This window comes from Schauerella aestuarii (genome assembly GCF_009866805.1).
Classification (GTDB): domain Bacteria; phylum Pseudomonadota; class Gammaproteobacteria; order Burkholderiales; family Burkholderiaceae_B; genus Schauerella; species Schauerella aestuarii.
Genome location: NZ_SIZW01000039.1, coordinates 177,335 through 190,372, shown reverse-complemented (window position 1 = coordinate 190,372; position 13,038 = coordinate 177,335). Strand labels below are relative to the sequence as shown.

Sequence of the window (13,038 nt, the reverse complement as noted above, 5' to 3'; positions counted from 1 at the left end):
AGGGATGAGTCAAGACCGAGATGATGTTCCCGGCGTGGAAGACTACGCGGGTCCTGCCGGAGGGTGGGGCGCATTGGGCGCGGTGGCGAAAGCGCTGCGCCGGCAAATGGCGGTCGGCAAAGATACGCGCATGCTGCTGAAGGTCAATCAGCCCGACGGCTTCGACTGCCCGGGCTGTGCGTGGCCCGATCCCAAGCACACCTCGTCGTTCGAGTTTTGCGAGAACGGCGCCAAGGCCGTTTCATGGGAAGCCACGGGCAAGCGCACCACGCCCGACTTCTTCGCCGCGCACACGGTGGCCGATCTGTGGCAATGGTCGGATCACGCGCTCGAGGATCAGGGCCGTCTCACGCATCCGATGGCCTACGACGCCGCCACCGACAAATACGTGCCGGTATCGTGGGCCGACGCCTTCGACGGCATCGGCGCCGCGCTGCGCGCCCTGCCCGACCCCAATATGGCCGAGTTCTATGCGTCGGGCCGCACCTCCAACGAAGCCGCATTTCTGTACCAGCTCTTCGTGCGCGAGTACGGCACCAACAACTTTCCCGATTGCTCGAACATGTGCCACGAGGCCACGAGCGTGGGTTTGCCGGTCTCCATCGGCGTGGGCAAAGGCACCGTCACGATCGATGATTTCGATCATTGCGACGCGATCTTCTGTATCGGGCACAACCCCGGCACCAATCATCCACGCATGCTCGCCACGCTGCGTGAGGCGTCGCTGCGCGGCGCCCCCATCATCGTCTTCAATCCCTTGTCCGAGCGCGGACTGCAACGCTTTACCTCGCCGCAGCACGCCAAGGAGATGATTGCGCGCCAGTCCACCCCCATCGCCACCACGTATTACAAGGTGAAGATCGGTGGCGACGCGGCCGTGCTCAAAGGGATGATGAAAGCCTTGCTGGTGGCCGATGCCGAATCGCAGGCCCGCGGCGCCGGCGAGATCGTCGACTGGGATTTCGTGGCCGCACACACGGCCGGCTTCGATGCCTTGCGTGCCGATCTGGACGCCACCGCCTGGGACGACATCGAACGCATCTCGGGGCTGTCGCGCGCGGAAATCGAAAGCGCAGCGGCCGTGTATGCCAAGGCCAAGCGCGTCATCATCTGCTACGGCATGGGCATCACACAGCACGTGCACGGCACGCGCAATGTGCAATACATTGCCGACCTGCTGCTCATGCGCGGCAACATCGGCCGCGAAGGCGCCGGTATCTGCCCGCTGCGCGGCCACTCGAATGTGCAGGGCGACCGTACCGTGGGCATCACCGAGATCCCCAACGCCGCCCTGCTGGAGGGCATCGAACGCCGCTTCGGCTTCAAGCCGCCCACCGCGCACGGTCATGCGGCCGTCGAAAGCATTCGTGCGATCCATGAGGGCCGCTCCAAGGCGCTGGTGTGCCTGGGCGGCAATCTGGCTGTGGCGATGCCCGATCCGCAGAAAACCTTCGAAGCGATGCGGCGTCTGGATCTGGTCGTGCACATTGCCACCAAGCTCAACCGCTCGCACCTGATCGCCGCGCGCGCGTCGTATCTGCTGCCGTGCCTGGGGCGCACCGAGCTCGACGTGCAAGGCGGCGTGGCACAGTCGATCACGGTGGAAGACTCGATGTCGATGGTGCATGCCTCGCGCGGCACGCTCAAACCGGCATCCGAGCATCTGCTCTCGGAGCCCGCCATCGTGGCCGGCATGGCGCAAGCCACATTGCCGCAGACCAAGGTCGATTGGGCCGGCTTCATCGCCGATTACGCCACCATTCGCGATGCCATCGAAGCCGTGTTTCCGGACTTTCGCAATTTCAACGCGCGGGTCAAGGAACCGGGCGGGTTCCGCCTGACGGTGGCCGCAAGCGACCGCGTGTGGCGCACGCCCAGCGGCCGCGCCAATTTCATCTCGTACCCGGGGTTGAACGAAGATCCGGTCGCCGCGCCCGACACGCTGCAGCTCACCACCCTGCGCAGTCACGACCAATACAACACCACCATCTACAGTGCCGACGATCGCTATCGCGGCATCACCAATCGCCGCGACGTGGTGTTCATGAACGTCGACGACCTGACGGCGCTCGGCTTGAAGCATGGCGATCGGGTGGACGTCGAAGCGTTCGCATTCGACGCGCAGGACACCGAACCGCGCCGCATGACCGGCCTCACCGCGGTGGCCTACGACATCGCGCGCGGTTCCACTGCCGTGTATTACCCGGAGGGCAACGGGCTCGTCGCGCTGGCGCGGCACGACCCGCAAAGCGGCACCCCGGCCTATAAATCCATTCCCGTTCGAGTGACTGCCTCGGAGGCCGTTCATGGCTGAGTTGATCATCGCCGCCCGCCAGGGCGACCTGGGCCACGGCCTGACCGTGCAACGCATCCTGCCGTACCGCAAGCGGCGCATGGTGGGCCCGTTCATCTTTCTGGACCACGCGGGTCCCGTTACCCTGCCTGCGGGCATCGCACGAGAAGCCGATGTGCGCCCCCATCCGCACATCGGCCTATCCACCGTGAGCTACCTCTTCAGTGGCCGCATCACCCATCGCGACAGTCTGGGCGTCGAGCAGATCATCCGGCCCGGTGAAGTGAACTGGATGACGGCCGGCCGTGGCATCAGCCACTCCGAGCGCTTCGAGGATCCCTCCGCGTTCACCGAGCCCGGCCTCGAACTGCTGCAGTCCTGGGTGGCCCTGCCGGCCGAGGATGAGGAATGCGCCCCCGCGTTCGAGCACTACGATGCCAGCGCCTTGGCCGAGGCCGAGGATGACGGCGTGTGGATGCGGGTGGTGGCGGGCAGCGCCTACGGGCTTACGAGCCGGGTCGCCACGCGCTCGCCCCTCTTCTATGTGCATGCCGTGATGAAGCCCGGCAGCCGCATGAGCCTGCCCACGGGCCACGCCGAGCGCGGGGTTTATGTGGCGCACGGCAGCATCGAGGCCGACGGGGCAACCGTACCGGCCGGCAGCATGGCCGTGTTCGGCGCGGGCGAATTTCCCACGATTGCCTCGCAAACGGGGGCCACGCTGATGCTTTTGGGCGGCGAACCGTTGGGAGAACGGCATATCTGGTGGAATTTTGTGTCATCCCGCAAGGAACGCATCGAAGCCGCCAAGGCCGATTGGGTCGCCGGCCGCATTGCGCTGCCGCCGCACGATCATGATGAATGGATACCCTTGCCGGGCGATTCGGTCGATCCGCCCAAGCCCCAGCCGCTGTCGTAAATCGCGCGGATTGACGGTGTAGCGGGCACATATCCCGTTACACCGCTCCCTTTGGTGCATGGCACCATGCGGCACCGCTTTTGGAACGTTCCAAAGCTGCTCATCCAAAAGGGAAATCCGTTTGGCGCCGCCCTTCGCGCTCCACTCGCTCGACACCACCTTGCACGCCCTGATCGCCGACCATCCCGGCGAGACCGGTGCCATGCTGCTGGACGACAATCTCGACGCCTTCGCTGCGCGTGCGCTCAGCGTGCGCGCGGCGACCCGCACGCTCGACCTGCAGTACTACATGTGGCATCCCGACATGACCGGCCGGCTGCTGGGGCGGGAAATGCTCAAGGCTGCCGCCCGTGGCGTTCGGGTGCGCCTCTTGATCGACGACATCAAGCTGCATGGCCTGGACGACACCATGCTCGCGCTGGATCGCCATCCCGGCATCGATGTGCGGATCTTCAATCCGGGACGCGTGCGCAAGCATGCGATCGGCCGCGTCATCGACATGCTGTTGCGCGCCGTGCGCATGAATTGCCGCATGCACAACAAGCTGTGGCTCGCCGACGATACGGTGGCCATTCTGGGCGGCCGCAATATCGGCGACGAGTACTTCGATGCCAGTAAGGTCGCCAATTTTCATGATGCCGACGTGCTGGCCGTCGGCGCCGTCGTCGCCGAGTGCCGACTGGCCTTCGAGCGCTATTGGCATTCGCCGCTGGCGGTGCGCATCGCGGATCTGCACCCCGGGCAGCACACCGAGCCCGACGCGCCTGACGACGTGTTCGATGCCCTGGCCGAGCAACCCGATGCGCATCCCTATCTGAAGCGCGTCGAAGCCGACGAGAGCGTGCGCGCCTTGGTGACCGGAAAGCTGCCGCTCCATTGGACCGCCCACGCCCGCCTCGCCGTCGATCCGCCGGACAAGCGCGACCGCGCGCTCACCGACGCCTGGATCGTGCACGACGTGGCGCGCGCCATCGAAAGCGCGACACGCGACGTCTTCATCATCTCGCCGTACTTCGTGCCCGGTGACCGGGGTGTGGCGCAATTGGCGGCGCTCACCGCCCGTGGGGTCAGCGTCACCGTGCTGACCAACTCGTTGGCCGCCACGGACGTGGCGGCCGTGCATAGCGGCTATGCCCGCTACCGCGAAGCCTTGCTGCGCGCTGGCGTCGCACTTTTCGAGCTCCGCCCGGATGCCAAAACGCGCCTGCGTCTCTTCGGCTCCAGCACCGCCAGCCTGCACACAAAAGCCTTCACCGTCGACGACCGCATCGCGTTCGTGGGGTCGTTCAATTTCGATCCGCGCTCCGTGTCGCTCAACAGCGAGATGGGTCTGTTTTTCGATCAACCCGCGTTGCTTGCCAGCCTGCGCGCCCGCGGCATGGCGCAAACCGCGCCCGGCAACAGTTTCCGCGTCACCCTGGATCAGGGCCGCCTGCGGTGGCAAAGCGATGCCTCGGCCGACGGCCGGGTGTGGCGCCGTGAGCCCGAGGCAGGCATCGGACGCCGGCTCCTGGCCGCCTGTTTACGCTTTCTCCCGATTACGTCGCAACTCTGACGTCTTTCTCCTTTCTATCAGGACATCTTGTGATTTCGCACTTTCCCAAAACCGCCACGCGACGCCGCACGCCTTTCGTGCTGTGCCGTGCGGCGGGCGCCGTGGCGCTTGTGCTGGCCGGTGCCCCCTTGGCACACGCCGATGTGGTCTACATGAAAAACGGCGATCGCCTGACCGGCAAGATCACGCTGCTGGACGACGGCAAACTCATTTTGAATACCGACTACGGCGGCAGCATGACCCTCAAATGGGCCAGCGTCGAAACGCTCGAAAGCGACGAGCCGCTGATCCTGAAAAATCAAAAGCTCAACCGCGAAGTGAGCGCGCGGCTGCGCCGGTCGGACGAGGGCAAGGTGGTCGTGGCCAATCCGACGCCGGTGGATGCCGCTACCGACATCGGCACGCCGGCCGCCGCGCCCTCGCGGCAAGTGGCGTTGACCGACGTCGATCAGGTGATCCGGCCCAAGCCCTTTCTGCGTGACTTCATGTGGAAAGGCAATGCCGACGTGGGCCTCGCCTACAAAACCGCCTCGTCGCGCAACGAGGACTACACCGTGGCGGCCAGCACGAAGATGCGGCACGGCATGTGGCGCCACAATCTGGACGGCGGCTACGACCGCGACAAGGAAGACGGCAACCTCACCACGCACAATCTGAACGCGGCCTACGCGCTGGATCGGTTCATTACCGAGAAGGCGTTCTGGCAGGGGCGGGTGCTGTACAAGCGCGACTGGGTGGAAGACTTGAGCCGCGAAACGTCGATCGGCACCGGCCCCGGCTATCAGTTCTGGGACGACGAGCAAGGCGCCTTCTCGTTGACGGGCCTGCTCTCGCGCGTGGAGTATCACTATTCCGACGGCGCCTCGGATCGCTTCCCGCAGGCCAGCATCAAGTGGGATTACCGCCGCTTCGTGTACGGCAAGCAGCTTGAGATGTTTACACAGGGCGAACTGGGCCGGCCGCTGGGCAACGAGGCCAACTACAGTCTGGATGCCGGTGCCGGCTTGCGCTACAAAGTCACCGACTGGGCGTCGCTTTATGTGCGCTACGCCAAGAATCAGGTCAGCGGCGCGCGCGGTGGCGTCAACGAGACCACCTGGACGACGGGGCTTGGCGTGACCTGGTAACAGACGCGACGCGATGGTGGTGTGTACCCGCACGACCAACAGCGCCGCCATGCTGTTTAAGCATCTGTATACAGCACTTTATTATTGTCCGGAATGCAGCACAGTGTTACGCTTGAATCACTTTTGCGTTTCCACTGCTGCATCACGGAGATCTGCCATATGTCCGCCACTTCGGCCACGGGCGCCCTGCGCGCCGTTTTCATCGACGCCAACCCCACCCTCGGCGCCGTAGCCGAACGATTGCACACCAGCAACGACTTCGAGCTGGTCGTGAACGGCCAGCCCGACATCACGTCGGCAGACATCCCGGCCGTGCTGGGCGATGCCCAGGTGGCCATCATCGATCATACGCACCTGCCGACCGACATCGCTCGCCAGTGCAAGGGCTTGAAGCATGTGGTGTTTCTGGGCACCGGCCCGCGCAGCTACATGAATCCCGAAGAACTCGCCGAGATCGGCATCACCGTGCACATCATCAAGGGCTATGGCGACACGGCCGTAGCCGAGTGCGCGTTCTCGCTCATGTGGGCGGCGGCGAAAGGCTTCGCCAAGATGGACCGGGGCATGCGCGCCGGCAACTGGCTGCGCACCGAAGCCGTGCAACTGACGGGCAAAACCATCGGCCTGATCGGCTTCGGCGGCATCGCGGCTGAAATGGCCCGCCTGGCCAATGGCGTGGGCATGAACGTGCTGGCCTGGAACCGTACGCCAAAGCAACACCCGGGCGTGGAATTCGTCGAGCTCGACGCCCTGCTGGCCCAAAGCCAGGTGGTGTCGATTCACCTCACGCTCAACGACGAGACGCGCGGCATGATTTCGCGCGAGCGGATCGCCGCCATGCAGCCCGGCAGCATCCTGATCAACACGGCGCGCGGCGCGGTGGTGGACGAGGACGCGATGGTCGAGGCGCTCAAGTCGGGCCACCTGGGCCACGCCGGCCTGGACGTGTTCACTGTCGAGCCGATGCCGGCCGGCCACGTGCTCACCACGCTGGACAACGTCACGCTCTCGGCACATTCGGCGTTCCGCACGCCCGAAGCGAACGATAATCTCGTCGGCGCTGCCATTGCGCATTGCCAACGTATCGCCGCGACCGGCGCCTGAATCACATCGCATCCTCCCGTTGGACATCATCATGACGCAAGCTACTGTCACCGAAGACGCACCGTTCACCATTGCCTCGCGCATCGCCGCGATCGAGGTTTCCGAAATTCTGCGCATCGGTCAAAAGGCCGCCGCCGCTAAGAAAGCCGGCCGCCCGGTCATCGTGCTGGGTGCGGGCGAGCCCGATTTCGACACGCCCGACAACGTCAAAGCCGCCGCCATCGCCGCGATTCACGGCGGTCAAACCAAGTACACGGCCCTGGACGGCACCGCCGAGCTCAAAGCCGCGATCGCCGCCAAGTTCAAGCGCGACAACGGCCTGGACTACGCCCCCAACGAAATCATCACCGGCGCGGGCGCCAAGCAAATTCTGCACAACGCGTTTCTGGCCACATTGAACGAAGGCGATGAAGTCATTCTCGCCGCGCCGTACTGGACGTCGTATGTGGACATCGTCGGCATTGCCGGCGGCACGCCCGTGACCGTGAAGTGCAATGAAGAAAACGGCTTCCGCCTGGATGCCGCCGATCTCGAAGCCGCCATCACGCCCAAGACGCGCTGGCTGCTGCTGAACTCGCCGTCCAACCCCAGCGGCGCCGCCTACTCGGCCGCCCAGCTGCGTCCCATCCTCGACGTGCTGCTGCGTCACCCTCACGTCTGGCTGATGTGCGACGACATCTACGAACACCTGCTGTATGACGGTGCGGAATTCGTCACCGGCGCGCAGCTCGAGCCGCGCCTGAAGAATCGCACGCTCACGATCAACGGCGTATCCAAGGCGTATGCCATGACCGGCTGGCGCCTGGGCTACGGCGCCGGCCCCAAATCGCTGATCGGCGCGATGGCCGTGGTGCAGAGCCAGAGCACGTCCAATCCGTGCTCGGTGAGCCAGGCCGCCGCGATCGAAGCCTTGAACGGCCCGCAGGAAGTGCTGGCCGAACGCCGCGCCGCCTTCCAGCGCCGCCGCGACATCGTGGTCGAGCGCCTGAACGCGATCGACGGCATCACCTGCCGCAAGCCCGAAGGCGCGTTCTACACGTTCGCCAGTTGCGCCGGCATCATCGGCCGCAAGACGCCCGACGGCGTCACGATCGATAGCGACAGCGCCTTCTGCAAATACCTGCTCGATACCGTCGACCTGGCCGTGGTGCCGGGCAGCTGCTTCGATCTGGCACCCTATTTCCGGATTTCCTATGCCGCGTCGGAAGCGGATCTCATCGAAGCGTGCGACCGTATCGCACGCGCCTGCAAGGCGTTGACATGACCTCTACAACAAAAACGAACGAGACAACGGCACTGGCCCCGCGCACCGGCGGGCAAGTGTTGATCGACCAGCTGGTGCGTCAAGGCGTGGATCGCGTCAGTTGCGTGCCGGGCGAAAGCTACCTGGCCGCGCTCGACGCGCTGCACGACAGCCCGATCGACGTGGTGATCTGCCGCGCCGAAGGCGGCGCCGCGATGATGGCCGAAGCGTACGGCAAGCTCACCGGCCGTCCCGGCGTGTGCTTCGTCACGCGCGGCCCCGGTGCCACCAACGCCAGCCACGGCGTGCACATCGCCATGCAGGATTCCACGCCGATGTTGCTGTTCATCGGCCAGGTGGATCGCAGCATGAAGGAGCGCGAAGCGTTTCAGGAAGTCGATTACAAGGCCTTCTTCGGCTCGATGGCCAAGTGGGTCGTCGAAATCGATCGCGCCGATCGCGTACCCGAACTCATCGCCCGCGCATTCCGCGTGGCCATGCAAGGCCGGCCCGGCCCGGTCGTGATCTCGTTGCCGGAAGATATGCTGGTCGAAACGTGCAGCGTGCTCGATGCGCCGTACGTCGAGCCGGTTCGTGCCGCGCCCGAACCGGCTGCCATGACCGAACTCGGCAAGCTGCTGGGCCAGGCCAAGCGCCCGATCGCCATTCTCGGGGGTTCGGCCTGGACGCCCGAGGGCGTCGAGGCCTTCCAGCGCATCGCCGAACAGCACAATCTGCCGGTGGCCACCTCGTTCCGCCGAGCGGCACTCTTTCCGGCCAAGCATCCCAACTACGCCGGCGAATTGGGCATCGGCCCCGATCCGCGTCTGAAAAAGCGTATCGACGAATCCGATCTGATCCTGTTGATCGGCGGTCGGTTGTCGGAAATGCCGTCGCAGTCGTACGGCCTGCTCACGATTCCGCAGCCGCAGCAGCCTTTCGTCCATGTGCACCCGGGTGCCGAGGAACTGGGCCGCGTCTATCAGCCCACGCTGGGCATCCAGGCCTCGCCTGTGGCATTTTGCGCCGCACTCGAAGCCCTGCCTGCCACCGGCACGGCCGATCGCGCCGCACAAGCCAAGCAGGCGCATACCGACTACATCGACTGGACCGAAACCCCGCGCGATCTGCCGGGCGACTTCCAATACGGCAAGGTGATGGCGTGGTTGCGCGACCGTGCCCCCGAAGACACGATCGTCTGCAATGGCGCGGGCAACTACGCCGGCTGGCTGCATCGCCACTACCGCTTCAACGCCTTCGCCACGCAACTGGCGCCCACCAGCGGCTCGATGGGCTATGGCGTGCCGGCGGCGGTGCTGGCCAAGCGCCAGTACCCCGAGCGCATGGTGATCGCCTTTGCCGGTGACGGCTGCTTCCTGATGAACGGTCAGGAGTTCGCGACCGCCGTGCAATACGGCGCGGCGCTGATCGTGATCGTGGTGGACAACAGTCAGTACGGCACGATCCGCATGCACCAGGAGCGCGACTATCCTGGCCGCGTGGTGGGCACGCAATTGCACAATCCCGACTTCGCCGCCTACGCCCAGGCCTTCGGCGGCCACGGCGAGCGCGTCGAGAAAACGGCCGACTTCGCGCCCGCTTTCGAGCGCGCCGTGGCGTCGGGCAAGCCTGCGATCCTGCACTGCATCCTCGATCCGCGCGCGCAATCGCATGCCCGCGATTTCACGGGTGTGGACAACAGCAAGGCTGCGCAATGATGATCGCCACGCCGCCCGCCGAAACCACCGTCGACAGCATTGTCGACCGCGTTCACGGTCAATTGAGCGCCATGGCCATCGGCTTCGCGTTCAAACCCGGCGAGCGGCTCAACGAAGTCGCGTTGGCCAAGCAGTTGGGCGTGAGCCGCACGCCGTTGCGCGAAGCGCTCAACCGCTTGAACAGCGAAGGTCTGCTGCGCTATCTGCCCGGCAAAGGGTTCTTTTGCCGCGACCTGGATGTGCAGGAGATCTTCGCGCTCTACGAGCTGCGCAAGGCGATCGAGGTGGCTGCGGTGCGGCTGTCGATTGCGCGTGCGCAGGATGCCGAGATCGCCGCGCTGCTGGCGTTTCTGGATGCCACCGGCCCCGATCCCGGCGAGCGCAACCCCGTGGAGCTGGTGGAGCTCGACGAAGCGTTTCACGAAGGCTTGATGCATCTCTCGGATAACGCCGAGATGGTGCGCGTGCTGCGCAACGTCAACGCCCGCATCCGCTTCGTGCGCTGGATCGACATGGATCGTGGCGACCGCCGCCATACCCAACTCGAGCATCGCGAAATCGTGCAGGCCCTGCAGCGGCGCGATGAAGCCACCTGTGCGGCGTTGCTCGAAAAGCATATCGACCGGCGCGTGGATCAGATCACATCGGCCATCAAGGAAGGCTACGCGCAGATCTACATGAATGGCGTGGCGCGGCACGGCTGAGCCACGCAAAACGCGCACGTTCGACGTCGCGCTCACGGCGCGGCCTTCGAACATTCGATCCCGGAACGCGCCTGCAGACCGGAGACGCGCCCACGAATCCGACCTAATATAATAAGAATCACTTCTATTCACGCAGTGGTTCCCTTCATGGTCTTCAAGGATTTGCGTCGGGCGGCATCCGCCCACCCCTCAACGTGCTTCAAGCGCGCCACGTCGCCGGCCGCAACGCGCGGCAATTGTCCTGCGCTGCCATGGCATTGGCAGGGCTGCTCAGTGCGAGCTTGCTTACCGGCCCCGTCCGCGCGAGTGAACCGTCAGCCCCTCAAGCGTCCGCCCAAGCCGCAGCCCAGACCGGGCCGCGCGGTCAGCGGGCAATTGGCGACACCATCGCCGATCATCCCTCAAGCGTGTACCGATTCGAACGCCACACGCTCGACTCGGCCGATGGCAACCGGCATTACCGCATCGAGATTGCGATCCCGAAGGTAGCCGCTCCCGCAGCAGGCTTCCCGGTCCTTTATATGCTCGATGGCAATTCGGCGATGGCCACGCTCACGGACGACGATCTCGCGCTGCTGGCGCGCACGCGTCCCACCGTCCTCGTGGCGATCGGCTATGACGTCGATACCCGCAACGATGTGGTGTCGCGCGCCTACGACTACACGCCGCCGGCTGACGACAACGGCAAACGCGCGCCGCCGGTCGTGCGCGGCCGCGTGGGTGGCGGGGCCGACGTGTTTCTATCGCTCATTCAATCCCGCATCGTGCCGCTGGTGCAGGCGCGCGCCCCTGTGAACGCGACGCAGGCTTACCTGTGGGGGCATTCATACGGCGGCCTCTTCACCCTGCACACGCTGTTTACCCAACCTGACGCCTTTGCCCGTTACATCGTGGGCGATCCGTCAGCCTGGTGGAACGACGGCGCGCTCGTTCAAGAATGGCAGGCCTTCCAGGCCGATCGTGCTGCCGGCAAACGCATCGGTATTTTCGTGGGCACCAAGCCGCGCGAGACGCCCCGACCGGCGGCAGGGCCCACCGATCAACGCGCAGCGGTGGCCGACATGGCCGAAGGCTTGCGCGCCGCCGGTGCCCGAGTCAGCTACGAGGCATTCCCGCAGTATGGGCACGGCGAGATGATCCGTGCGTCGCTCGAGCGTGCGTTGCAGATCGTCATCGAACCCTGATCGCTAGCGCCCGGCACTGCGCAGGCAAAAAAAAGGCCCCCATGCGCGGGGGCCTGTCGGCCTATGACTCCACAACGGAGGGAGATCCATTGCAGGCCGAAAAGCAAAACGGTTCGTTCACGGTGCGCTGCTGGAACAAAAAGCTCAAAGCCCGCTACCGTGAACGGTTCGTTTTGATCTACGAAGCATCAAAAGCACGACGAATCATCAAACGAACAAACCTCTTTATCTGCAGTCCATCCTTCGACTGCGGGACTTCCCTGCATCGAGGCGCGGCCTTGCGGCTGCATGCACGATGCGGCGCTGCACACTGCCCTGTTTGCTGCTCACTGCGGTACTGCTCACTGCGGCACTGCGGTACTGCGGTACTGCCACCTGGACACTGCGGTACTTCAGTACAACGCTTCCGTACTACCCTTCGGTACTCACCCTGCGGTACTACCCTGCGGCACTTTCCCGTTCGTCCGCACATCCGAAAATATGCGAACTGTTCCCTTCGTCTCTCAAGCCGATCAGTTCGGCATCAACACGCTATCGATCACGTTGATCACGCCGTTCGACTGATACACGTCATACGTGCTGATCGTTGCCACGCCACCCTTCTCGTCCTTGACGGTCAGGTTGTGTTTGCCGTTCATCATCACCACCAGCTTGCCGCCGCTGACGGTCTTCAATTCGGTCATGTTCTTGCCACCCTTCTTGATGCGCGCAGCCAGCGTGTCGAAATCGAGCTTGCCCGGCACCACGTGGTACGTCAGGATCTTGGTCAACGTGGCCTTGCTTTCAGGCTTGACCAGCGTATCGACCGTACCGGCCGGCAGTTTGTTGAACGCGGCGTTGGTCGGCGCAAATACGGTGAATGGGCCCTTGCCTTGCAAGGTTTCCACCAGGCCGGCAGCCTTTACGGCAGCCACCAAGGTCGTGTGATCGGCCGAATTCACGGCGTTATCGACGATCGTCTTGCTGGGCAACATCGATTGACCGCCCACCATGACCGCATCGGCGGCGTGGGCTACGGGAAAAACGAGTGCTGCGGATACGAGGGCAATGGATGCCAGAATTTTCATGACGATCTCCTTTTGGTGGGCCTACACCTGGAGATACGCACGAGCTCGGCAAACGGATGCAGCATATCGGCTAGGGACAAACCCTAGGCGCTGAAAAGCGAAAAGGACCCGGGAGGGTCCTTTC

Annotated in this window: 10 protein-coding genes; 9 read left to right on the top strand and 1 reads right to left on the bottom strand. The window is 64.5% G+C overall.

Going from position 1 to position 13,038, the window contains the following annotated elements; genetic code table 11:
• Window positions 1–4: 4 nt before the first annotated feature.
• From EYW45_RS03945 to EYW45_RS03905, 9 genes are all read left to right on the top strand, one after another.
• A complete protein-coding gene (locus EYW45_RS03945; protein WP_161134069.1) occupies window positions 5–2,314 on the top strand; it encodes an FdhF/YdeP family oxidoreductase in 2,310 nt (769 codons plus the stop codon).
• Window positions 2,307–3,212: a pirin family protein gene (locus EYW45_RS03940; protein ID WP_161134068.1), complete on the top strand. Its 906-nt coding sequence runs from the start codon at window positions 2,307–2,309 to the stop codon at window positions 3,210–3,212. Before EYW45_RS03945 ends, EYW45_RS03940 begins: the two co-directional genes overlap by 8 nt.
• A gap of 121 nt (window positions 3,213–3,333) precedes the next feature.
• Window positions 3,334–4,767, top strand: coding sequence for a phospholipase D family protein (locus tag EYW45_RS03935; RefSeq protein WP_161134067.1), 1,434 nt, complete (start codon window positions 3,334–3,336; stop codon window positions 4,765–4,767).
• 29 nt (window positions 4,768–4,796) lie between these two features.
• Window positions 4,797–5,894, top strand: coding sequence for a DUF481 domain-containing protein (locus EYW45_RS24805; protein WP_202444575.1), 1,098 nt, complete (start codon window positions 4,797–4,799; stop codon window positions 5,892–5,894).
• A 159-nt stretch (window positions 5,895–6,053) separates the two neighbouring features.
• A complete protein-coding gene (locus EYW45_RS03925) occupies window positions 6,054–6,998 on the top strand; it encodes an NAD(P)-dependent oxidoreductase (RefSeq protein WP_235938832.1) in 945 nt (314 codons plus the stop codon).
• Between the two features lie 31 nt (window positions 6,999–7,029).
• Window positions 7,030–8,262, top strand: a complete 1,233-nt coding sequence (locus EYW45_RS03920; RefSeq protein WP_161134066.1) for a pyridoxal phosphate-dependent aminotransferase — start codon at window positions 7,030–7,032, stop codon at window positions 8,260–8,262.
• Window positions 8,259–9,959, top strand: a complete 1,701-nt coding sequence (locus tag EYW45_RS03915; RefSeq protein ID WP_161134065.1) for a thiamine pyrophosphate-binding protein — start codon at window positions 8,259–8,261, stop codon at window positions 9,957–9,959. Before EYW45_RS03920 ends, EYW45_RS03915 begins: the two co-directional genes overlap by 4 nt.
• Complete coding sequence (locus EYW45_RS03910) at window positions 9,956–10,663, top strand: GntR family transcriptional regulator (RefSeq protein WP_161134064.1); 708 nt, start codon at window positions 9,956–9,958, stop codon at window positions 10,661–10,663. The genes EYW45_RS03915 and EYW45_RS03910 overlap by 4 nt, the downstream gene beginning before the upstream one ends.
• 251 nt (window positions 10,664–10,914) lie before the next feature.
• Window positions 10,915–11,847 (top strand): alpha/beta hydrolase, encoded by a 933-nt coding sequence (locus EYW45_RS03905; RefSeq protein WP_161134063.1) that lies wholly within the window; start codon window positions 10,915–10,917, stop codon window positions 11,845–11,847.
• Between the two features lie 512 nt (window positions 11,848–12,359).
• Here the strand turns inward: EYW45_RS03905 and EYW45_RS03900 are convergent.
• Window positions 12,360–12,914, bottom strand: coding sequence for a fasciclin domain-containing protein (locus EYW45_RS03900; protein ID WP_161134062.1), 555 nt, complete (start codon window positions 12,912–12,914; stop codon window positions 12,360–12,362).
• Window positions 12,915–13,038 lie beyond the last annotated feature (124 nt).